Below are 22,358 nucleotides of genomic sequence, written 5' to 3'. Positions count from 1 at the left end.
AGATCTGATATTAGTGTCAGCACTAATGCTGGTTCTAATGCCAGAACATCGCCTAACTGGCTCGTTCAGCAAAATCCGTTCACCGGACGCTCACGAACAAGACAGGCCATGGCCGAAAGGCGCCAGAGCAGGCAACGGCCAAAGAACCGAGCGCCCCGCTAAGCCTGAGGGGGAGGCCACCCCAACGCGGTGGGAGAGCGTCCCTTCAATTCTCAACGGGAGGGAGCTTCGTTGACGGCAGGCCCGATCGAGCCGCGCAAATAGCGGGTCGCGCTCGGTATGCCCGTGATACTTGCTTGAGCGAAAAACAGGCCTGGCGGGTCGGGCCAGCTCGCGGGAGCGTGGCCTGACGCCGCCCGATCGGGCGGCGCTGTCGTTCATGCCGGTGATCCCGGTCAATCGTCGACGACGGACCACTTGTCGTCGGGATCGAAGCGGTCGATGAAGGGCACGATCGCTTCCGTGCTCGGCCCGAGGTCGCGCTCGTAGACGATGCCCTGCTGGTTGACGACGAAGGTCTTCACCCCCGTCTCCGCATAGGTGACCGGCCAGGCGATTAGCGCAAAACCGCCTATCATGTTGCCGTTGATCACATAGTCGTAGCGGCCGCCGGCGATGTTGTCGCCCTGCGAAGTCAGGATGCGGAAGCGGTAGCCGAAATAGCCTTCGCCGGCTTTTGCCTTTTCCAGGGCCGCCTCGTTGATCGAGTCTCCGACGGGGCTTTCACCGTCGCCCTGATCGGCAGGCCAATAGAGCCCGTCGGTCTGGCCGGGCGTGCTGATCAGCTTCTGGGCATATTCGAGGACACCATCGGAATCGCGATCCTCGGATGCGTATTCCTTCTGGGCATCGACATAGGCTTCGACGGTGTCGATCGCCTGCAGTTCGTTCTCACCGACGTGTCGGTTGACGATTTCTTCCAGGCCGACATAGGTATCGAAGGCCCATTTGCCATCTTCGCCCTTGGTAAGCGGGAACGGCAGCGGCCAAAGCCGGTCGCCGATCTGAAGGATCTTGCGGCCCTCCAGATCCCGAACGACGACATTGCGGGCCGCGCCTTCGCGAATGAGGGCAAAGGTGTCCTTGACGCCCTCGCTGTCTTTCAGCTTCTCGGCATTCAGCCCCAGCAGTTTCGCCAGGCCATCGAAGTCATTTGCGGCCAGTTTCGCCTTGAATTCCGCGACGGCTTTGTCCGGATCGTCGAAGGCCGGCGGGTCTTCCGCGGCGGCATAGGCATCCAGCCCACCCACCATCTGGTCCGCCGGCGGCTGATCAGCCGCCGGTCGATCCCCTGCAGGCTGATCGCCTGCAGCTTGATCACCTGCGGTTTTGTCGGCCGGCGGCTTGTCCTGCGAATAGGCGGAGCCGATCGGGGTTGCTGCCAGAACCAGCGCCATCGCTGATCCCAGGAGAAGGGAATTGAAGAGCTTTGTCATGGTCGTTCTCCTGTGATCCGGTCAACGCCTGCGGCCGCCGCCGCCCCGTCCGCCGCCCCCGCGGTGCATTTGCGGCCTGCCGCCGCCGCGGCTCATCTGCGGGCGTCCACCGCCACGCTGGCCACCGCCCAAGCTCTGGCCGCCGCGGCGTGACGAGGCCACCTCGCGCCGTCCGGAATTGACGTTGCCAAGACCCGACGGCCTTTGCCGGTTCTGCGCCTTGGCGGCCATCTTCTTCTTTCCGGAGGGACGGTTGACCTGCGAGGGCTTGTTGCCACCGGCACGGTTGATGTTCTGCCGCCCATCGCCGGGCCGCGCCTTGGCGATCGCCTGACCGCCACCGCCGCCGCCTGGGCGTGCGGCAGGTCTTTGCTGCGCCTTCAGGCCGTCGAGCGTGCTCTTGCGCACATCCCTGATCTGGCCGGCGCCGCCGCCGCCGGGCCGCGCGTTCGGCCGGTCGCGATTGATCTCGGCGGCGCGGTTGCGCAGGTTGTTGTTGCCGTTCGCCTTGATGTTGTTCTTGATGCTGTTTCGGTCGAAATGCTGAAGCTGGTCGCGATTGAAGTTGATCTTGCTGCGATCGACGTTCTTCCAGTCGACGTCGTTCCACTTCACCTTGCCGTTGATGTTGTTGAAGCAGTTGTTGCAGTCGATGTCCATGTCGCCGCCGTTCCAGCGGCCGCCCCAGACACCCCAATCATCCCAGTCGACGATCGCGGCGAAGGCCGCACCCGTTACCGCGCCGGCGAAGAAGGCCGCTCCGGGATACCAATAAGCGGGATAGGGCTCGTCATAGTAGCCGATCGGCGCCGGCGCATAGTTCGGCTCGTAGAGCATCTCCGGCGGATATTGTGGCACGTAGATCGTTTCCGGGTTGGCCGCCTGGATGACGACGTTGTCGCCCTCCTGGACCACTTTCACCTTGTCGTCGGACTTGATGATATTCTTGGCGACCGCCTCGTCACGCAATTGCTGGATGGCGATCAGCACGTCCTTCTGCTGATTGGCGATGGCGTCGCCGAAGGACTGTGTCCATTCGAGATCTTCGCTCATCATCTTGACGATCTGCGGATAGTTCAGCAGCGAAATGACGCTGCCGTCCCAGTCCTCCTTCGGCTTCATGTCGGGCTTCTTCTGACGGGCCTCAAGGAAGCGTTCCGCCTCGACGATCTGCAAAGGATAGAGTGCGGCGGCGGAAATGAGCGCCACCAACTCGTCCGGGTAGAGCGCGATGCGCGCCACCAGCACCTCGAGCTCGTCATCGCTGAGCGGCTCGGGTGCCGCCTGTTGTTCCTGGGCAGTCGGCGCGGCCGCCGTCTGCTGCGCAAGAACCGCCGTGACGGGTGTTGTTATCAAAACCGCTATTGCGCTGCCGAGCGCGATGATCGTCTTTTTGATCATCTATCCAGCCTCCCTCGTGTATTGGGCGGTGGCGCGGGCGCTTGTACTGGCGCGCGGGACAGCCCCCTGTCGACGCTTCTTGTCTTGCAATTTCAAGCTGATCGGGCCGCGATTGCTGACCACGGTCGTCATCAGTCACTGGAATCTCTAGAGGAGGCCGGCGGATCGGGAAGCCCGGCAGGCGTATTCTACTGTATGTTACTGCCCCACGGTTGCCGTGAGCGTGCCATCCACGTGACGGTAGAACGCTTGCTGTGCGCCGGGGAGCACAAGGTTGCGGGCGTCGGCGGTTTCGCGTGGAGGGGATGGGGCTAGCATGGACGAGGATCCTTCCCGATCGAATGTGATCCGCAACGGAACGAACGGGTCGCCTTCCATCGAGGCGAAGATCACGGATATCGCCAGGATCGGCATCGTCGGGCTTTTGGCCTATTGGTCCCTGACGCTGATCGCGCCCTTCGCGATCATCCTGATATGGGCGGCAATCCTCGCAGTGGCGCTCTTTCCAGCCTATGCCCGACTTGGGCGCCTACTCGGTTCGCGGCGCCTGGCGTCATTCCTGATCACGATGATATGCCTCGCCGTCATCGTCGCGCCACTGACTGCGATCGCCGTCAGTTTTGCCGAGGGGCTGCAGGCGTTGCTCGCCCGGCTTGCCGACGGTTCGCTGAGCGTGCCGGTCCCGCCGGAATATATCCGCACGTGGCCCGTCGTCGGCGAGCGCATTCATGCGGCATGGAGCATGGCATCGGGCAATATCGAAGCACTGCTGAGCAAGATCGAACCGGCGCTGATGCAGGCCGGGACCAAGGTTCTCGGCAAGGTCGCGAGCGTCGGCGCCGAGGTCTTGAGTTTCGTGGTCTCGGTGTTGATCGCAGGTTTCCTATTCGGTTCGGCGGAGCGGCTGGCGGAAATGGCGCAGCGTTTTGCCGGCAGGATCGGCGGTCAGCGCGGCATCGGTTTCCTCAAGCTTTCAACCGCGACGATCCGGAACGTGGCGCGCGGCGTCATCGGCGTCGCGCTGCTACAGGCCTTTCTGTGCGGGCTGGTGCTCAGCCTGTTCGACGTGCCGGCGCCCGGCGCAATCGCCTTCGTCGTGCTCGTGCTCTGCATCATCCAGATCGGCCCGGCGCTGGTGCTGCTGCCCGTTATGATCTGGGCCTGGTTCACAATGGATTTCGGTCCGGCGCTGTTGTTGACGATCCTGTTGATCCCGCTTTTCGTCATCGACAACGTGATGAAGCCGATCCTGGTGGCACGCGGGCTGTCGACGCCGACGCTGGTGATCCTGATTGGGGTGCTTGGCGGTACGCTGTCCTATGGCCTGATCGGTCTTTTTCTAGGGCCGATCGTGCTGAGTGTCGCGCACGACCTGTTGATGGTTTGGGCGCGATCCGACGCGGCGCCGGAGAAGGCGGCTGATCCCGCCGTCCGCGACGGCGAGCTTGAACCCGGCAATATCTGATCAGCGTATCGCGCTCGCGGTCCCTGCCTGCTGATACTCCGCCTCGGGCACGGAAACGCCGGCGGCGCGAAGGCCGTCGAACAGGCGGTGCTGATCCTCAGGCCGGTGCAATTGAGCGGCAATCGTCTGCCTGAGGTCACCGAGGAAAGCCGGTGCGTTGGCCTCGAACCACTTTCGCTCCTCCCGTGCCTGGTCCGCCTTGCCGAGCTTGCCGAGAACCGCAAGCAGGAGCACCCGGTCGGCAGGGCTGGCGTGCGGATTGGCAAGCCGCGCCCAGCGCTCGGCGGTGACATAATCGCCCGCGAAGTAGGCGCAACTTGCCAGCGCTCCCTCGAAAGCGCCTGTCTGGCCGAGATTGCGTTCGGTCGCGTCCGACAGGAGCTTGCAGCCCGCATCCCACTGTCCCGACTGCGCGAGCCGGAGGCCGTATGCGCCGGTAAGCTCGCTGTCGTTGGGATTGATGGCAAGCGCGCGGGCGCCGACGGCGAGGGCGGCATCGACCTCGCCGCGAGCGAAGAGGACGAGCATCTGCGCTTCGAGGGCACGAACGTCGAAGGGGGCGAGATCGACGGCGCGCGACGCCGCTTCGCCAGCCTGTTCCAGCAATCCTGGCGAGGCCGAGGGGTCGGCGCGGTTGCGCAGGACATCGACATAGCTCATCGACAGAAGCGCCCAAGCGGTCGCATAGGTCGGGAATTGCCGGGTCGCGCGCTGCAGGCAGTCTTCGGCGGCGCGGCGGGATTGCGGATCGGCGTCGCCGCGATGATCGTAATAGGTGAGGGTGCAGGCATAGGGCTTCCAACCTTCAGGAACCGAGTGCCTGAGTTCGGCCGCGCTTGCCTGAAAGACGGCGCCGTAGGGCTCTGCCACCGCGCTCGATACCGCCGCCGCGGTCCTTGCCTGCTGATCGATGATGTCGCCGGACTGCAGTCGTTCGTCGTAGGTATTTGCCCAGACGATCGCCCCGTCGGATCGCTGGACAAGCTTCACGACCAGCCGCAACCGTTCGCCCTCGAGCCTTACGCGTCCCTCGAGCGCATAGGCGTGATCGTCCGGTGTCTGCAGTCGGTCGTTGCCGGTAACCGGCACGATCTCCTTGAACCTGGCAAGGTAGCTGACGACTTCGTCCGTCAGTCCCTGCGCCATCATCGCCGATTGCCGGGTTCCCGAGAGATCCTCGAAAGGCGTGACGATCACCTTCGGGATATTGGGCCGATTGGTCGCGGTGCTTTCGTCACCGGAAAGCAGCAAGCCGGCCGATAGGCCGGCGATCCCACACACAAGCGCCGCAGCGCCAAGCAGGACGCGGCGGCGCTCATGCCAGCCGACCGGCACTGCTTCGGACGGTGGTGTTTCGCTTTCCATGATGGGTGCCGGCTGTTTTTCGGCCCGCCTTTCGAAGGTCGGGACATAAGCGCCCTTCGGCATGCGGATCACGATCGGGTCGCTGCGTCCGGCGACGAGGTAATAGCGTTCGAGCGCCCGTCGAATGCGGCCCGCCTCGATACGAACGGCGGGATCGGTCTGCGGGTCGAAGGAGGAATCCCGGCCGAAAACCTCAGTGGCAATGGAATAGGCCTTGATGCGGTCGCCACGCCCGGCGAGCGTTTCCCCAATGACGTAGGCCAGGAATTTACGGTCACGGTCCGGAGCGTCGAATTCGGCGCTCAGGCGAATGCGCTCAAGCTGTGCCAGAACTTCCGCGCGGCTGGGCGGAGATATGGTCGGTTCGACGCCGACGTCCTGCTGGTCCCCGATGGCCATCACGCGCCTCCATGGGCACAATGTGAGATTGTATCCGGCGGCAGTGTATTCTCCCGTATCCTACGCACCGGTTCGGTCGGAGCGCAACATTTATTCGCGCACCGAGCTTCACGTTCCCTGCCGAGGCTGCGGGGGGCGTGCGCTGGCGATGCCGAGGGGATGGGGCGCGGCTACGCCACTCCTCGCCCCGAGGTCATGACCGGCGCCGGACGGAAAGGCGGCAGCCAGCATTCCCGGTCCGCCGATGCCGGCTTGCCGTACGTTGATCGCCGATCGTGGCAAATGAAGCCGAAGAGGCTTCTAGGTTCGGACGCCGTTTCGAAGTGGGATGCGTGGTTTGTCGGTGGGCGTGCGGAACATGTCCGCAGGCGCCGGGCGTCCGACGTGGAAACCCTGCACGTGGTCGATCCGGAAGCGGCGCATCAGGGCCAGTTGCTCGTCGGTCTCCACGCCCTCGATCAGGATCTTGTGGCCGCGGTTGCGCACGAGCCCGATGATGTCCTGCAGCATCGCGCGGCCCTTCGGGGTGGCGCAATCGTGCAGGAACGACCGGTCAACCTTCACCGTGTCGAAATCGATCAGGCGCAGCCAGGAGAGGCCGGCGAAACCGGTCCCGAAATCGTCCAGCCAGATGCGGATGCCGAGCGTCTCCAGGTCGCTGATGCAGCGCAGGATGCCCGAATGCATCTCCATCTCGAGCCCTTCAGTGATCTCGAAGGCGAGGCGGCTGCCGGCAACCCCGGTCTCGCCGAGGATCGCTGCGACCGAGGTCGCAAAGCCCGGCGTCTTCAGCTGGATCGGCGAAACGTTGACGCTGACGAGCGGGATGTGGTTGTCGACCAGAAGCTCGCGGCAGACGGTCTTTATCGCCCAGCGGCCGAGATCGAGAATGGCGCCGGTCCGTTCTGCGACCGGGATGAAGAGGCTCGGCGGCACCGACGTGCCGTCCAGCATCGTCAGGCGCATCAGGGCCTCGACCGCATCGACCTCGCCGGTCGTCACGTTCGTGATCGGCTGGTAGACGAGGGATACCAGGTTCTGGTCGACGGCGATCTTCAGCAGCGCTGCGATGTTCTCGCTCTCGTCGCTGCTCTGCGGATCGTTCGGGTCGAACAGCTTCGAGCAGTTTCGCCCGCTCGCCTTGGCGGCGTAAAGCGCGCGGTCGGCCTCGTGGATGATCTTTTCGAGCTTGGCTCCGGTATGGTTGCGGGTGAAGGCGGCGCCGACGCTGACGGTGACGATGGACACGCCGTCGCGGCGCTGCTCGTGGATCAGCCCCATGTTCTCAACCGTGCGGCAGATGACCTCGGCAAGCTCGGCCGCCTGCTCGCGCGTATCCAGGGGGGCAAGGACGATGAACTCCTCGCCGCCGTAGCGGCCGATCGAGCCGTGATAGTCCCTGATCGCTTCGCCGAGCGCGTTGGCCACGAGAATGAGGCAGCGGTCGCCCTCCTGGTGGCCGTAGCAGTCGTTGTATTTCTTGAAGAAATCGACGTCGATCAGCATGGCGGTGAAGTTCTTGCCGAGCTTCTGCCAGTCGTTCCAGTAGTCGCGCAGCTGCTGGTCGATGGCGCGGCGGTTGTCGAGACCGGTCAGCGGATCGGTGTTGGACAACCGCAGAAGCGCCATGCCGCGCTCGGAAGCCTCGTTCTGCTGGATCTTCGCCTCGAAGGCGTTGAGAAAAACCTTGTAGCGCTCGCGGTTGAGCTTCCAGTTCACATAGGAGGTGAAGACGAAGCAGGAGACATAGAACGTCCCGAAGGCGATCAGGTAGGCCGGATCGTGTTCGGAGAAGAACGACAGCGCGATGAAAAATGTCACCAGTACGATGCTGGAGGCGACCACCGAGAGGCGGAACCGTAGGCTGAAGAAGAGATTGGCGCCCATCATGAAGATGGCGCCGAAGATCATGTAATAGGACATGCTGTTCGTATCGGCCGTCATCATCGCCGGGACGAGCCAGCCGATGTAGCCGAAGACGAGGGCTGCGGCGCAGGTGGCGTCTAGCCACTTGGTCTGGGCCTTCAGTCGAAACAGGATCTCGAAGGTCAGCAGCGAGCCGATGCCGACGAAGAGGCGCGAGACGATCGTGTAGAAGGCGACGTCGGGGACGAGCAGGATGTCCGGGATGAAGAAAAGCAGGTAGACGACGACGGCAACCCACAGCCCCTGCCGGGTCGAGGCGCGCCGACCAGCCTCGCCCTCCATGCGATAGAGGGTCTGAAGCTCAGCCAGGTGCGGCCTGTGCGGCTGCTTGTGTAGGTCGATGTCAACTACGTCGGCCAACGTGTGCTTCATGCACTGATCCATCGAGTTGCGTCACGGTCAACGGAAATCTGTCGTCGCTTTTCCATCAATGGACGTTGTTTCGGACACTCCCTGCGTGTTCACCGCGACCCATCTGCAACAAGGGCGGGAAACGCTGCGAGGCATGATAGGAGGTGTCCATTAAGTTTTGTTAAATTAATGGGTCAGGGCATCTGCGAATCGGTATCACCCAAAGGGGTGAGCTCCGAGTATTTACCTTATTATATACAAAAACTTGCATTCCGAGCCGTTATGCGCGCATCTTCGCGACTATTGTTAACAAAGCTTTAACGGATGGTCTCGCGTGCGCCAATTTCAGACTGTTTTCGACGGTCAGAGCCTCATTACTCCCAAGGCAATGGCTGATGAGTTCGTTTCGCCCCGCGGCGAACGACATGACGAACAGCTCTCGACCGCCAAGGCCGAGCTCGCATTGATTCTCAGGGTCGCTCAGGAACAATTCATTCAAGGGACGGATGCGTCGAAAATTATCGACCGGCTCGCTGCCTCCCTCCACCAGACCCGTGCCAAATACCACCCGAGCGTGTGGCAGGAGCTAATCCCGATTGCCCAGGATCACCCGGTTTCGGAGTACTTCCTGCAGGATCCGTTCACCCGGTGGTCGTTCGACAAGCCCAGGGGCTATTCGGGTGACGCGCAGTTGCTCGACTTCATCTACGGCCATGCGAGCGTTGCCGGCGAAATCGAGCGGGCGTCTCCGGTCGGTCGGGCGCTCTACGACTACACGAAGGACGCTTCGTCCTCGGTGGCGGTGCGCGAGCGCCGCGATATCCTCACGCGCCACGTCGACGAGATCGCGGCGAGCCGGGGTTCCGAGGCGGAGATCCTGACGATTGCCGCCGGTCATCTGCGGGAAGCCAACCGTTCGAAGGCTCTCGAGGAAGGCCGGATCAAGCGCTGGGTGGCGCTCGATCAGGATCCTCTCAGTGTCGGATCGATCAGCCGCGATTTCTCCGGCACGGCGATCGAAGCGGTCGACGGGTCCGTTCGCAGCCTGCTCGGCCGTGACCAGAAGCTCGGCACGTTCGACTTCATCTATGCGGCCGGTCTCTACGACTATCTGGCCGACAAGGTGGCCATCAAGCTGACGCATCGCTGCCTGCAGATGCTGAAGCCGAACGGCGTCTTCCTGTTTGCCAACTTCGCCCAGGACATTGGTGTCGACGGTTACATGGAGAGCTTCATGAACTGGGCCTTGCTGCTGCGTTCCGAAGCGGACATGTGGAACATCATCCACAAGAGTGCCGGGAAGTCCGCGATCGATGCGCGCGTCTTCTTCGGTGCCAACCGCAACATCGTCTACGGCGTCATCCAGAAGCATTCCTGAGATAACTTCGACGAACGGCCTCGGCTTGAAGCCGAAGCCGGCCGGAAACAAGAGACCGCGGCGTGCCGAAGGGCTGCCGCGGTCTCGCATTTTTCACGCGCTCAGTCTTGCGCGCGCAGAAAACGGCTCAGCAGGCGGCGTAACAACACGCTTTCCTCCTTCGGCTTGAAGCCGGGATCGACCGCGACCCTGCTGAAGATGCCGTCGATGATCGCGGCAATCCAGCGGGCAGCGCCCTCGGCGTCGAGGCTCCTGTCGATCTGGTTTCGGCTGGCGGCCTTGCGCAGGAGCGCCACGAGCGCCGACTGGAGTTCCGCGTCGTTCGTCGTTGCGAGCGTCCCGATGCGCTCGTCACGCATCGCCTCGGCGGCGATTTCGAGTGCGAGGCTCGAATAGGCAGGATCGCCCGCCAGTTCGAGAACGCTGTCCATGAAGCCCAGCAATGCGGCGAAGAGATCCTCCTCTTCACCCAGCTTTCGGAAAATCTCCGCCGTTTCTTGACGTTCTTCTTCCACGATCGCCGCGATGATGGTGTGCTTGGTCGGAAAATAATGGAAAAGATTTCCCGGGCTCATGCCTGCCTCGGCGCAGATCTCGGCCGTCGACGTGCCGTGAAAACCCTTGCGCGAAAAGCAGGCGATTGCCGCATCGAGAATCAGCCGACGCCTGGCCGCATGTTTTTCGGGGTCGATCTTGCGCATCGCCGGTCTCCTTGCATGCCGTTCAATTATTAGATCAGGCGCTCTAATTTCGGTGGGCAGCCGATCGGTGTCAAGGCCGGGCGCTTGCACGATCTCCGCCATCTTCCCGCAATGATCGTATGTGATCTGCCTTACAATTGTCGCGTTTGATGAATTCTATTGTTAGATTGAATGGTCTAATAAATTATCGACGCCCTTTGCCCGACCCGGGATCCGGTACCGCAGGCGCATCGCGCCGCCGGCCCCGCCAATGGAAAGCCAATGAAATGAGACGTACAGTTGAGTTGAACGTCGCTCTCGCAGCGTTGCTCGTGATTGCGGCGGCTGCTGGTCCGGCGCGCGCCTCGGGAGAGGCCGCAGCCTCCGTTCCCGCCCCGTCTGCCACCCGCACGGTCACGACGCTCGTTGCCGATAGCCGCCCGCAGCAATGGACACGCTCCTTTGCCGGCATCTTCGTCGCCCGCGAGGAGATTGCCGTCGGCACCACTTTGACCGACCAGCGCATTGCCAGTGTCGAGGTCGAGATCGGCGATCGGGTCGCTGCAGGCCAGGTGCTCGCCCGGCTGGAAACCGACATGCTGGAGAACCTGCTGCGCGAGGCCAAGGGCCGGGTCGCGCGCGCCGGCGCCGCGATGGCGCGGGAAGAAGAGACGGTTACCCAGGAACAGAGGAAACTCGCCCGCGCCCGGCAGTTGAGCCACCTTCAGGCCGCCACCACTCTCGAAGAGCGCGTCTCGGCGCTCGCCCTTGCCGAGCAGGCCGTCCAGGTGGCGCGAGCCGATTACGACCAGGCGGAAGCGCTCGAGGCCGAGGCGCGCCGGAAGCTCGATCGAGCCGTGATCGTGGCGCCTGCCGACGGGATCGTGTCGGAGCGGCTGGCGCGCGCCGGCGCGCTTGCGGGCTCGGAGCCGCTGCTCAAGCTCATTCGCGGCGGCGAAATCGAGTTTGCGGCCGAAGTGCCGGAAACCGAGCTGCCGTTGCTGGCGGTCGGCCAGACGGTGAAGGTCAAGCTTTCGGGGCGCAACGACTGGATCGAGGGGCACGTGCGGGTGATCAACCCGAAGATCGACCGCGAGACCCGGCTCGGCACCGCGCAGGTCACGCTGTCGACCGAGCGCCCGCCTTTCGCGGGCACGTTCGGCCGGGCGGAGATCGTCGTGGCCGAACGCAAGGCGATCATGGTCGACGATTCCGCCCTGCTGTTCGGTGCGCCGGACGGCGCCGTCTCGGTCTTCGTCGTCGATGGCGGCCAGGTTGTGCGCAAGCCGGTCAAGGCAGGCATGCGCCAGGGTGGCAAGGTGGAGATCACCTCGGGCCTTTCGACCGGCGAACGGGTCGTCCTTAAATCCGGGGCGTCGCTGCGCGAAGGCGAAGCGGTCGCAACGAAAGACGTCCAGCCGACGCAGACGAGCGACCAGCAATGACGAGCAACATTTCTGCCTGGGCGATCCGAAAGCCCGTTCCGACGATCGTTCTCTTCGTCGTGCTGACGCTGATCGGGATCGCCTCGTTTCTGCGGCTGCCGGTCAACGCCAATCCGAGCGTATCCTTCCCGATCGTGACGGTGACAATCACGCAGCCGAGCGCGCAGCCCGGCGAAATGGAAACGCAGGTGACGCGCCGCGTCGAAGGGGTCGCCTCCGGCCTCGTCGGGGTCAGTCACATCCGCTCGACCATTACCGACGGCGTCTCCACGACCACGGTCGAATTCAAGATCGGCACCGATCCGGACCGGGCGGCAAACGACGTGCGCGAGGCCGTGGCGCAGATCCGCGCCGACCTGCCGCAATCCATTCAGGAGCCGATCGTCTCGCGTCTCGACGTCGATGGCAGCGCCATCGTCTATTACGCCGTGCGGGCGCCGCACATGTCGGAAGTGGAGCTGTCCTGGTTCGTCGACGACACGATCACCAGCGAATTGCTGACGCTGCCCGGCGTGCAGAAGGTGCAGCGCCTCGGCGGCGTCAGCCGCGAAGTGCGGGTTTCGCTCAATCCCGAGCGGTTGCTGGCGCTTGGCGTGACGGCCGACCAGGTGAACACGGCACTCCGCGAAATCAACATCAACATCCCGAGCGGCCGCGGAGAAATCGGCGGGCGCGAGCAGTCGATCCGCACCGTCGGCAGTGCCGGCTCGGTGGACGAGCTCCGGCAGCTTTCGATCCCGCTTGCAGGCGGCCGCTGGCTGCAGCTCTCCGACATTGCGACGATCGAGGACACCTCGTCCGAGCCGCGCAGCTTTGCCCATTTCGATGGCGAGCCGATCGTCAGCTTCTCGGTTTCGCGCAGCAAGGGCGCGAGCGACACGGTCGTTGCCGAGCGCGTCATCGAGCGGCTGAAGGAGATCCAGGCGCGCACCCCCGGCGTCGAGATGACCGAACTGATCTCGCTCGTCGAGTATACGCAGGAGAGCTACGATGCGGCCGTCACGGCGCTGATCGAAGGCGCGCTTTTGACCATCGTCGTCGTCTTCGTGTTCCTGCGCAACTGGCGGGCGACGCTGATCTCGGCGCTTGCCATGCCGCTCTCGATCCTGCCGACCTTTGCGGTGATGGACCTGCTCGGCTTCACCCTCAACGGCATCAGCCTTCTCGCCCTGACGCTGGTCATCGGCATTCTCGTCGACGACGCGATCGTCGAGATCGAGAATATCGAGCGGCATGTCGACATGGGCAAGCGCCCGTTCATCGCCGCGATCGACGCGGCCGACGCGATCGGCCTTGCGATCGTCGCAACGACGCTGACGATCGTCGCCGTCTTCGCGCCGGTCAGCTTCATCGGTGGCGCGGTCGGGCAGTATTTCAAGCAGTTCGGCCTGACCGTCGCGATCGCCGTTCTGTTCTCGCTGCTGGTCGCACGCCTGCTGACGCCGCTGATGGCGGCCTATCTGCTGCGGCCGAAGCCCGGTCACGGCCATGCCGCCAAGCCGTCGCGCATCGCCGACGCCTATCGCAGCATGCTCGGCTGGACCCTCGATCACCGAAAGACCGCGCTTTCGATGGTCGCTTTGATCTTCGTCGGCTCGATCGCGCTTCTGACCATGCTGCCGACGGGTTTCATGCCGACGAGCGACAGCAACGTCTCGCAGCTCAAGATCACCCTGCCGCCCGGTACGAGGCTCCAGGAAACGGCGCGCATTTCCGACGATCTGGTGGCCAAGCTCAAGGAGCGCAAGGAAGTCGAGAACGTTCTGGCGACGACCGACAGTCTCAACGAGGTATCGCTGCGCATCAAGCTCAAGCCGCGCAAGGAGCGTGAACTCGACCGCAAGTCCTTCGAGCTGTCGTTGCGGCCCTTGCTGGCCGAGACGCCCGACATTCAGGCGACGTTCTCCTCGACCGAGGGCGCGAAGGACCTCTCCATCTACCTGACGGGCGACGACCCGGAAACGTTGATGGCGTCGGTGCGGCGCCTGGAAAACGAGATGCGTGCGCTCCCGGGTCTGGTCAGCGTGCGGTCGACCGAGCCGTTGCTTTCGCCCGAGCTTCTGGTCAAGCCGCGCTTCGACGAGGCGGCAAGGCTCGGCGTGTCGGTCACGTCGATCGGCACCGTCGCCCGCATCGCGACGATGGGCGACAGCGAGAGCAACTCCGCGCGCTTCAACCTCGGCAACCGCCAGGTGCCGATCCGGGTGATGCTCGACCGGTCGGCGCGCGGCGATTTCGACACGTTGCGCAATCTGCGGGTGGGCACGAATGCGGGTGCCCTGGTGCCGTTGACTTCGGTCGCCGACGTCTCCTTCGGCGCCGAGGAAAGCAGCGTCGAGCGTCTCGATCGCAAGCGGCTGATCTCCGTCGAAGCCAACCTCAACGGCATGACGCTCGGCACGGCCTTCGAGGCGATTTCGGCCTTGCCGGCCATGAAGGAGCTGCCGGCGGGCGTGTCGCAGGCGAATTACGGCGATGCGGAATACATGTCGGAGATGTTCCGCAACTTCGCCCTGGCGTTGCTTGCCGGCATCCTGATGGTCGTGGCGGTTCTGATCCTGCTCTTCAAGGATTTCCTGCAGCCGGTCACCATCCTGGTTGCCCTGCCGTTGTCGATCGGCGGCGCGGCGTTGGCTCTGATCCTGTTCGGCGCGGCACTCGACCTTTCGTCGATGATCGGGATCCTGATGCTGATGGGCATCGTCTGCAAGAACTCGATCCTGCTGGTCGACTATGCGATCGAGTGCCGCAACGAAGGTGCCGACCGGCGCACGGCGCTGCTGACGGCGGGCGTCACCCGCGCGCGGCCGATCATCATGACGACGATCGCCATGGTGGCGGGCATGGTTCCGGCAGTCATCGGCGTCGGCGCCGGTGCGGCCTTCCGCGCGCCGATGGCGGTTGCGGTGATCGGCGGCCTGATCACCTCGACGATGCTAAGCCTCGTCTTCGTGCCGGTGATGTTCACCGTGATGGACGACATCAACACCAAGATGGGCCGCTGGCTGAAGCGCTTCTCCTCGGTGACGGACGAGGACCATGCGGCGGATGCGGCCCGGATCGGCAAGGAGGGCGCATCCGGCGCGGCCGGGTAGCGCACCGCCTAATCGCGGCATAAGCATTGTCGAAGCGCGCTGCATGGGTCTCCGTGCAGCGCGCTTCGCGCATTCGGGCCCAGCGTTGTTTCTGAGTTCTAGTCGAAATAGTTGACGAGGCGCGTGTCGCCCACGGCGTGGACGCGGCAGTCGACATCGAAGATCGCCTGCAGCCGCGCGGGCACGATCATGTCTTGCGGCGGGCCCTCGAAGGCGAGGCGTCCGCCCTGCATGGCGACGATGCGGTCGGAATAGGCGGAGGCGAAATTGATGTCGTGCAGCACGACCACCACCGTCTTGGCGAAATCGTCGGCGAGGCGCCGCAACAGCTTCATCGTCTCGACCGCATGCTTGATGTCGAGATTGTTCAGCGGCTCGTCGAACAGCATGTAGTCGGTGTCCTGGCACAGTACCATGGCGATGAAGGCGCGCTGGCGCTGGCCGCCCGAGAGTTCGTCGAGAAAGCGGTTCTGGTAGGGTTCGAGCCCGAGATAGGCGATCGAGCGATCGATGTATTCCGCATCGGCCGCCGTCACCCGTCCCTTGGAATAGGGGTAGCGTCCGAAGGCGACGAGGTCGCGCACACTGAGGCGCGCGGTGATGTGGTTGTCCTGGCGCATGATCGACAGCCGTCGGGCAAGCACGTCGCCGGCGGCACGGCTGACGTCGAGGCCATCGACCAGCACCTTGCCCGTATCCATCGGCATCAGCCGGCTGACGATCGACAAAAGCGTCGACTTGCCGGCGCCGTTGGGGCCGATGATCGAGGTCAGGCCGCCCGTGGGCAGGGTCAGCGACACTCGATCGACGACCGCGGTGCCGCCATAGGATTTGGTTACCTCTTGGATCTCGATCATCGCGCGGAGCCTCGGACGAGCAGGAAGATGAAGACTAGGCCACCGAAGAATTCGATGACGATGCTGAGCGCCGTGTTGAAGGAAAACAGCCGCTCCAGGACGACCTGGCCGCCGACGAGCGTCGTGATCGCGATAAAGACGGCGACAGGCAGCACGAAGCGGTGGCTGGCGGTGGGCGTCAGCTGCCAGGCGAGACTTGCGACGAGCAGGCCGAAAAAGGTCACCGGCCCGACGAGCGCGGTGGAGACCGACACCAGAACGGCGATCAGCATCAGGAGAAGCGTCACGACACGCTGATGGTCGACGCCGAGCCCGATCGCCGCCTCGCGCCCCAGCGAGAGCACATCGAAGGTGGGCGACAGCCGCCATAGGACGAAGGTCACGCCGAGGGTGGCTGCGGCGGCAATGCCGAGCAGGCTGGCATCTATGCTGTTGAAACTCGCAAACAGCCGGTCCTGCAGCACGATGAAATCGTTGGGGTCGAGAACGCGCTGCAGGAAGGACGAGAGGCTGCGGAACAGGCCGCCGAGAATGACGCCGACCAGCATCAGGAGATGCAGGCTGCGGCTGCCGCCGGAAAAGAGGGCGCGGAAGAGAAGAAGCGACAGGCCGACCATCACGGTCGTTTCGAGCGTGAACTGCATCTGCGGGTTGATGCTTGCCGCGCCGGCGGCACCGAGGAAGAACACCATGACCGTCTGCAGCAGCGTGTACATGGCGTCGAAACCGATGATCGACGGCGTCAGGACGCGGTTGCCGGAAATCGTCTGGAACAGCACCGTCGATACGGCGATCGCGTAGGCGACCAGCACCATGCCGAGCAGCTTCGTGCCGCGGAAGGAGAGGATGAAGCTCCAGCTTCCCTTGGCGCCGATGGTCATGAAGGCGATCATCGACAACAGCGCGAGCGCGGCGGACGCAACAAGGACGGTCGACGGAGAGATCCGCTTGGCATCAGCCTGCATGGGACCGCCTCGATAGCAGGAGATGAAGGAAGACGAGGCTGCCGATCACGCCCATGACCGTGCCGACGGGGACCTCATAGGGCGCAATCACCATCCGTCCGACGATGTCGCAGGCGAGCACCAGCCCGGCGCCGGCGATGGCGATCACCGGCAATGTGCGCCTGAGATTGTCGCCGAGGATCAGGCTGACGATGTTGGGAACGACGAGGCCGAGGAACGGGATCATGCCGACGGTCGCAACCACCGTTGCCGTGACCAGGGAAACGATGGCAAGCCCGAGGGTGACCACCTTGTCGTAGTCGAGCCCGACATTGCGGGCGATCGCTTCGCCCATGCCGATGACGGTAAAGCGCGCGGCGGTGGCGTAGGCGACCAGCGTCAGCGCGAAACCGATCCACAGCAGCTCGTAGCGTCCACGCAGCACGACCGAGAAATCGCCGGACATCCAGGCGCCCATCGACTGCATCAGGTCGTAGCGATAGGCGATGAAGGTGGTGATGGCGTTGACGACGCCGCCGAGCATCAGACCGATCAGCGGCACCATCAGTGCCGAGCGCAACGGAACGCGCCGCAGGATCTGCAGGAACAGGGCGGTTCCGGCAAGCGCGGTCAGGGCGGCAAACGCCATCTTGCCGGCGACCGGAAGGTTCGGCGCAATCAGCATGGCCAAAAGCATTCCGAGTGCGGCGGATTCGGCAGTGCCGGCGGTCGACGGCTCGACGAAGCGGTTGCGCGCCAGCATCTGCATGATCGTGCCGGATACGGCGAGGCCGGCGCCTGCGAGCATCAGCGCCAGCGTGCGCGGCAGGCGGCTCTCGACCACCAGAAGCCAGCCGCGGCCGTCGTCGCTGGCCGCAAGACTGCCGACACCGGTAAAGACGCTGACGGCGGCAAGCAGCAGGACGACCGGGATGGCAAACAGGACCGCCCTCATGGTTCCGTCACGCTCCAGCTGCATTTCGTGGTGACCACCGCTCTCGTATCCCGTGGCTGCATTCTTTCCATCGACCGCCGCAACGGAACTCCTGAGGTTGTCGCCGCCAGGAGTGCTCGATCGAAGGCTCGCCTTACTCATATATATGATCGGCTTCGTCAAGTTTTGTGAGGTGAGAATGACGCGCACTGCGCGCATTGCCCTCCCCGCAAAATCGCGCTAGGGAGGAGGAGAAAACATGAGGTAAATAGTCATGAATATATCCCCCTTCTCTAATGGTCTGCGCAGCCTGCTCGTTGCGGCCGTGATGACGGCTGGCGGCGCATCGGTGGCGCTCGCCGAAACACTGAAGATCGAGCACAGCAGCGGCGTCAGCGAGGTGGAGAAAAACCCGAAGACGGTGCTGGTCTATGATTTCGGCATGCTGGAAACACTGGACATGCTCGGTATTCCCGTCGCTGGCGTTCCCGGGTCGGCCATCCCGCCGTCGCTCGAAAAATACAAGGCCGATAGCTATGCGAAGATCGGCACGCTGTTTGAGCCCGACTTCGAAGCCATCAACGCGGCAGAGCCCAACCTCGTCATCGTCGGCGGGCGGTCGCAGGCGAAATATGCTGAAGTCGCCAAACTGGCACCGACGATCGACCTGACCTCGGACGACAAGGATCTGATCGGTAGCGTCAAGAAGAATGCAGAGATCCTCGGCGAGATTTTCGGCAAAGAAGCCGAGATCAAGGCAAGCATCGCCAAGCTCGATTCCTCGATCGAGGCGCTGCGTGGGCTTGCTGGCGAAAGTGGAACGGGTCTCATCCTGCTGACGACCGGTGGAAAGATCAGCGCCTATGGCAAGGGATCGCGCTTCGGCGCGTTGCATGACGTCTTCGGGATCAAGCCGGCCGATCCCGAACTGCAGGTCGCGACCCACGGCCAGGCGGTTTCCTACGAATATATTCTCGAAACCAACCCCGACTGGATCTTCGTCGTCGATCGCGATGCGGCCATCGGCCAGCAGGCGCAGCCGGCAGCGGCTCTGCTCGACAACGAGATCGTGCGGCAGACGAAAGCCTGGAAGGACGGACATGTCGTCTATCTCGACTCCGCCAAGCTTTACCTCACGGCATCGGGCCTGAAGTCGCAGCAGGACATTGTCGATCAGCTGACGCAGGCGCTGAGCAAGAAGTGATTGCAACAACGACGCCGCATTGCGGCGTCGCTGTTTACCACCCGATTGCTGCGTTGCGTGCAGGCGTGTTTCAAAGCGCCGCTTTCGCGGTCGCCTGTCACAACTAGCCCATAGGGGAACTCTTTTCGTCGCCGGGCGGATTTCGGGACAAAGGGAAGCCAACACCAAATACCCTTAACTCTTACGGTATTTATCCGGTGTTGGCTCCTTTTGGAGGGATACATAATATCTTGATTTAGAGATTTTCGCTTTTTTGCTAAATTTATTTTAGTTTTTACTTTTTTTATATAATGTCCGCCCGGATTGGGCCCGAGCTATATGTTGACTTGCTTTACGCTTACTCGATGGAACGCGGACGCAACTCTCCGAAAGGCAGGGTTTCTTATTGGCTACAAGCGCTTGGTGGCGCTCGGCCGGACCCGTTTGATCTTCCGGAACGAAAGTCCAATTTGACTCCAAACGGCGCGACGCGGAAGATACCAATTCTAGTTAGTGGTTTGTAATTACTGACACTTTCCCGTCTAACCATCGGTGGCAAACCCTTGGCGAAGCGATGAAATCCCAAGCTTTTTCAGAGGCATCCATCCAGCGGTGCCCCGCCACTCTAGGCCGTTTGCGCCGGGATGCGGGCGATCGCCGGTAGTAAAGGAAGGGTGTCCTAGTCCGGACTAAGTATTCCTGCGTATTTCGGAGCGGAAGAGGGGATTAAGATCGGCCGTGCAGGCCTGCTTAACTAATCCTATTATCGCGTCTCACCGGCCGCGCCTTGGCAGAAATGCATAGGACATCGGCTCCCGCGGAGGTATCCTAGAGCCTTGTTTTTGAGGGCGTTCCGCGCCTTGGTAAACAGAACGTTTACAATATAACCCAAAGATGGTTCGATTTATAACGATTTAAGTGCCCTTCCGGCGCTTCTCTAATCCTTTTGGGCTGTTTCGTTGCGGAGATCTTTACGTTACATTAGCTATCGCGAATTTTATCGCGCAGGAAAAAACGTGACGCATAAGTGGTTCCGAATAAATTTTTTGAAAGTGGGGCGTGCCGACGGCCAGACCGGGGCACCCATAAAAATAAATGGAAAAATCCTAGGAGGGCGTAATGTATCCTGGAAGCTCCAAAGTGGGTGATTTTGAAGATAACAACAAGGCTTTGTCACAAAAGAAAAAAATCGTAATGCTCGCCAAGATCGATCTGTTCGCCGAATGCCTGATGCAGGCCGTCGGGTCTAGGTTTCAAGGGCACGATATCGTCAGCTTCTCCGATCCCGACAATCTGCTCGACGGCAATCTCGTCGATGTCACGCTGATCATGCTGTACCGGATGCCTCCCAAGTCCTTTCCGGCTATCTTGCGGACCATTCACGAGTTCCACCCGCGGGCATCGATCGGCCTGGTGGTGGAGAATGCCGAGGAACTCGATCCTTCGATTGCGGGCTTCGTCGAAGAGCGCCTCATCCATGGCGTCCTGCCGTTGAACCTCAATCTCGACGTCTGCCTTGCCGCCATCGATTTACTGATGAAGGGCGGCGAACATTTCCCGGCGGCTTTGCTGCGGCGGCTTTCTCCCGAGCCTTTCGCGGCAAACAGCCTCTACGGCCGGCGCGGGGAAGCCCCGGGCCAGACGGCTGTCTCGGGGACAGGGCGGCGCAAGCGCGATGCTGGCCCTGACGGTCTGACGACGCGTGAGGTCCAGATCCTCGATCTGATCTGCAAGGGCACGCAGAACAAGATCATCGCGGACCGGCTCGGGCTGTCGGAAAACACCGTCAAGGTTCACGTCCGCAACATCTACAAGAAGATGAACGTTCGCAACCGTACGGAAGCTGCGTCTCGCTACTTCACCAACGATGCGGCGACGGAGCGCAACGGCGACGTCATCCTGTCGCGTTGGAAGAACTAGGCGCGACGCAAGGCGGGCGTTTGTCCGCTTGAGGGTCTGGATGTCATCGAAGACATGCCAGGTTCCCTTCGGCCCCAGGTGAACTCTCCTGGGGCTGCTCTCAAAATCAAATGCTGCGTTGGAACCTGCCCGGCGAATGGCCGGGCGGTCTGGCTGCCGCATGTCTCCGCGACAGGTATGTGAAACCCCGAAGATCAAACCGTAATTTATCCTAGAACATACCGGTAAATATTTCGTTACTTTTGACCTGGATTGGTCGAAAAGTAATCAAATATGATTATGTCAATAGTAGTTTGTTGTAATTTTGGATTATTTACTGGAAATAAATTCCATACATATTGACTGAACGCCTCGTATTTGATAATTAGCTAATATTGAAATTGAAAAACTGAAAAATATTGATTGCCATTGAATAGTTTATTTTTTGTCGGGTTGTGCGTGTCATTGTAATAAAGAGAATATTTTTATTATCTATTGCGCTCGCATCCCGTCTCCAAATCACCAACGAAAATGGTGAGCTTAATAATTGGAGGTGCGCATGCGAAAGGTCGTCACGGGACCGCTGTCCGTGGTCGGACAGCGGGAGTTTCTTAAGAAGATCGCAGGAATACCGAAGAGAATACTAGTAACGGGTGGAAGCGGTTTTCTTGGATCTCATATTTGCGAAAGACTTCTTTCCCTGGGGCATACGGTCATCTGTCTTGACAACTTTTCGACCGGCCGGCGCGAAAATCTCTCTCATCTGGCGCAGGACCCCCATCTCCACATCATCGATCACGACGTTCGAAAGCCTTACCTGATCGATGCGGATGTCATCTTCAACTTTGCCTCTCCAGCATCCCCTCCGGACTATCAGGCCGACCCGGTCGGAACCCTGATGACGAACGTTCTCGGCGCGCTGCACGCGCTCGAAAACGCCAAGGCCACCGGCGCCACGGTTATCCAGTCCTCGACGTCGGAAGTCTATGGTGATCCGCTGACCAGTCCGCAGCGGGAAACCTATTTCGGCAACGTCAACACGATCGGTCCGCGGGCCTGCTATGACGAAGGCAAACGGTCGGCCGAGACGCTGTTCTTCGATTACCACCGGACCCACGGCGTGAAGATCAAGGTCGCGCGTATCTTCAACACCTATGGTCCGCGCATGCGCCCCGACGACGGGCGGGTAATATCCAACTTTGTCGTCCAGGCTCTCCGGGGCAACGATCTGACGATCTATGGCGACGGCTACCAGACCCGGTCCTTCTGCTATGTCGACGACCTGATCGACGGCTTCCTCCGCCTTTCGGTCTCGGCCGACCCGTGCACCGGGCCGATCAATCTCGGCAATCCCGGTGAGTTCACGGTTCTCGAGCTCGCGCAGATGGTGATTTCGATGACGGGCTCGCGCTCGCGCATCGTGCATCTGGCGGCAGCCACCGACGATCCCCGCCAGCGGCGGCCCGATATCACGCAGGCGCGTGGCGAGCTCGCATGGGAACCGAAAGTGATGCTGCGCGAAGGCCTCGAGCGCACTATCGCCCATTTCGACGAGCGCCTCAGTGCGGCCGACCGCGCAGTGGCCGGAGAGGCGGTATGA

Annotated in this window: 15 protein-coding genes; 7 read left to right on the top strand and 8 right to left on the bottom strand. The window is 62.1% G+C overall.

Annotation, left to right across the window (positions count from 1 at the left end; all coding sequences use genetic code 11):
• Positions 1-395 precede the first annotated feature (395 nt).
• Both M2267_RS12565 and M2267_RS12560 read right to left on the bottom strand, forming a co-directional pair.
• A complete protein-coding gene (locus M2267_RS12565; RefSeq protein ID WP_429114808.1) occupies positions 396-1,436 on the bottom strand; it encodes a DUF2950 domain-containing protein in 1,041 nt (346 codons plus the stop codon).
• Between the two features lie 21 nt (positions 1,437-1,457).
• Positions 1,458-2,837 carry a DUF3300 domain-containing protein gene (locus tag M2267_RS12560; RefSeq protein ID WP_429114807.1) on the bottom strand — a complete coding sequence of 460 codons (1,380 nt, stop codon included), beginning with the start codon at positions 2,835-2,837 and terminating at the stop codon, positions 1,458-1,460.
• A 316-nt stretch (positions 2,838-3,153) separates the two neighbouring features.
• Between M2267_RS12560 and M2267_RS12555 the strand changes: the two genes are divergently transcribed.
• A complete protein-coding gene (locus tag M2267_RS12555) occupies positions 3,154-4,302 on the top strand; it encodes an AI-2E family transporter (protein ID WP_429114806.1) in 1,149 nt (382 codons plus the stop codon).
• On the opposite strand, the gene M2267_RS12550 is transcribed toward M2267_RS12555, so the two are convergent.
• Both M2267_RS12550 and M2267_RS12545 read right to left on the bottom strand, forming a co-directional pair.
• On the bottom strand, positions 4,303-6,066 hold the full coding sequence (locus M2267_RS12550; protein ID WP_429114805.1) for a tetratricopeptide repeat protein: 1,764 nt from the start codon (positions 6,064-6,066) through the stop codon (positions 4,303-4,305).
• A gap of 300 nt (positions 6,067-6,366) precedes the next feature.
• Positions 6,367-8,364 (bottom strand): putative bifunctional diguanylate cyclase/phosphodiesterase, encoded by a 1,998-nt coding sequence (locus M2267_RS12545; RefSeq protein WP_429114804.1) that lies wholly within the window; start codon positions 8,362-8,364, stop codon positions 6,367-6,369.
• Positions 8,365-8,677: 313 nt separating this feature from the next.
• On the opposite strand from M2267_RS12545, the gene M2267_RS12540 reads away from it, so the two are divergent.
• Entirely contained in the window at positions 8,678-9,721 is a 1,044-nt protein-coding gene (locus tag M2267_RS12540) for a class I SAM-dependent methyltransferase (RefSeq protein WP_043612776.1), read from the top strand.
• Positions 9,722-9,822: 101 nt separating this feature from the next.
• Here the strand turns inward: M2267_RS12540 and M2267_RS12535 are convergent, their stop codons facing one another.
• Positions 9,823-10,422, bottom strand: a complete 600-nt coding sequence (locus M2267_RS12535; protein ID WP_429114803.1) for a TetR/AcrR family transcriptional regulator — start codon at positions 10,420-10,422, stop codon at positions 9,823-9,825.
• A 266-nt stretch (positions 10,423-10,688) separates the two neighbouring features.
• Here M2267_RS12535 and M2267_RS12530 point away from each other — a divergent pair, with 266 nt between their 5' ends.
• On the top strand, positions 10,689-11,846 hold the full coding sequence (locus tag M2267_RS12530; protein ID WP_429114802.1) for an efflux RND transporter periplasmic adaptor subunit: 1,158 nt from the start codon (positions 10,689-10,691) through the stop codon (positions 11,844-11,846).
• Positions 11,843-14,941 carry an efflux RND transporter permease subunit gene (locus M2267_RS12525; protein ID WP_429114801.1) on the top strand — a complete coding sequence of 1,033 codons (3,099 nt, stop codon included), beginning with the start codon at positions 11,843-11,845 and terminating at the stop codon, positions 14,939-14,941. The genes M2267_RS12530 and M2267_RS12525 overlap by 4 nt, the downstream gene beginning before the upstream one ends.
• A gap of 98 nt (positions 14,942-15,039) precedes the next feature.
• On the opposite strand, the gene M2267_RS12520 is transcribed toward M2267_RS12525, so the two are convergent.
• The 3 genes from M2267_RS12520 to M2267_RS12510 are packed head-to-tail and all read right to left on the bottom strand — an operon-like array spanning position 15,040 to position 17,697.
• Entirely contained in the window at positions 15,040-15,798 is a 759-nt protein-coding gene (locus M2267_RS12520) for an ABC transporter ATP-binding protein (RefSeq protein WP_429114800.1), read from the bottom strand.
• A complete protein-coding gene (locus M2267_RS12515; protein ID WP_429114799.1) occupies positions 15,795-16,763 on the bottom strand; it encodes an iron chelate uptake ABC transporter family permease subunit in 969 nt (322 codons plus the stop codon). Before M2267_RS12515 ends, M2267_RS12520 begins: the two co-directional genes overlap by 4 nt.
• Positions 16,753-17,697 carry an ABC transporter permease gene (locus M2267_RS12510; protein ID WP_429114819.1) on the bottom strand — a complete coding sequence of 315 codons (945 nt, stop codon included), beginning with the start codon at positions 17,695-17,697 and terminating at the stop codon, positions 16,753-16,755. The genes M2267_RS12515 and M2267_RS12510 overlap by 11 nt, the downstream gene beginning before the upstream one ends.
• Positions 17,698-17,950: 253 nt before the next feature.
• Between M2267_RS12510 and M2267_RS12505 the strand changes: the two genes are divergently transcribed.
• The 3 genes from M2267_RS12505 (at position 17,951) to M2267_RS12495 (ending at position 22,358) form a co-directional block, all read left to right on the top strand.
• On the top strand, positions 17,951-18,880 hold the full coding sequence (locus M2267_RS12505; RefSeq protein WP_429114798.1) for a siderophore ABC transporter substrate-binding protein: 930 nt from the start codon (positions 17,951-17,953) through the stop codon (positions 18,878-18,880).
• A 1,098-nt stretch (positions 18,881-19,978) separates the two neighbouring features.
• Positions 19,979-20,779: a helix-turn-helix transcriptional regulator gene (locus tag M2267_RS12500; protein WP_052201835.1), complete on the top strand. Its 801-nt coding sequence runs from the start codon at positions 19,979-19,981 to the stop codon at positions 20,777-20,779.
• Positions 20,780-21,317: 538 nt separating this feature from the next.
• Positions 21,318-22,358 carry a UDP-glucuronic acid decarboxylase family protein gene (locus M2267_RS12495; RefSeq protein ID WP_429114797.1) on the top strand — a complete coding sequence of 347 codons (1,041 nt, stop codon included), beginning with the start codon at positions 21,318-21,320 and terminating at the stop codon, positions 22,356-22,358.

The organism is Ensifer sp. KUDG1, from assembly GCF_050434285.1.
GTDB lineage: Bacteria > Pseudomonadota > Alphaproteobacteria > Rhizobiales > Rhizobiaceae > Ensifer.
The sequence above is the reverse complement of the archived record's forward strand: the minus strand, read 5'-3'. Positions and strand labels throughout refer to the sequence as shown.

Coding starts and splice junctions, on each gene's coding strand:
- M2267_RS12565 (WP_429114808.1), bottom strand. CDS start 1,436: ATGACAAAGCTCTTCAATTCCCTTCTCCTGGGATCAGCGATGGCGCTG.
- M2267_RS12560 (WP_429114807.1), bottom strand. CDS start 2,837: ATGATCAAAAAGACGATCATCGCGCTCGGCAGCGCAATAGCGGTTTTG.
- M2267_RS12555 (WP_429114806.1), top strand. CDS start 3,154: ATGGACGAGGATCCTTCCCGATCGAATGTGATCCGCAACGGAACGAAC.
- M2267_RS12550 (WP_429114805.1), bottom strand. CDS start 6,066: ATGGCCATCGGGGACCAGCAGGACGTCGGCGTCGAACCGACCATATCT.
- M2267_RS12545 (WP_429114804.1), bottom strand. CDS start 8,364: ATGAAGCACACGTTGGCCGACGTAGTTGACATCGACCTACACAAGCAG.
- M2267_RS12535 (WP_429114803.1), bottom strand. CDS start 10,422: ATGCGCAAGATCGACCCCGAAAAACATGCGGCCAGGCGTCGGCTGATT.
- M2267_RS12530 (WP_429114802.1), top strand. CDS start 10,689: ATGAGACGTACAGTTGAGTTGAACGTCGCTCTCGCAGCGTTGCTCGTG.
- M2267_RS12525 (WP_429114801.1), top strand. CDS start 11,843: ATGACGAGCAACATTTCTGCCTGGGCGATCCGAAAGCCCGTTCCGACG.
- M2267_RS12520 (WP_429114800.1), bottom strand. CDS start 15,798: ATGATCGAGATCCAAGAGGTAACCAAATCCTATGGCGGCACCGCGGTC.
- M2267_RS12515 (WP_429114799.1), bottom strand. CDS start 16,763: ATGCAGGCTGATGCCAAGCGGATCTCTCCGTCGACCGTCCTTGTTGCG.
- M2267_RS12510 (WP_429114819.1), bottom strand. CDS start 17,697: ATGAGGGCGGTCCTGTTTGCCATCCCGGTCGTCCTGCTGCTTGCCGCC.
- M2267_RS12505 (WP_429114798.1), top strand. CDS start 17,951: ATGAATATATCCCCCTTCTCTAATGGTCTGCGCAGCCTGCTCGTTGCG.
- M2267_RS12500 (WP_052201835.1), top strand. CDS start 19,979: ATGTATCCTGGAAGCTCCAAAGTGGGTGATTTTGAAGATAACAACAAG.
- M2267_RS12495 (WP_429114797.1), top strand. CDS start 21,318: ATGCGAAAGGTCGTCACGGGACCGCTGTCCGTGGTCGGACAGCGGGAG.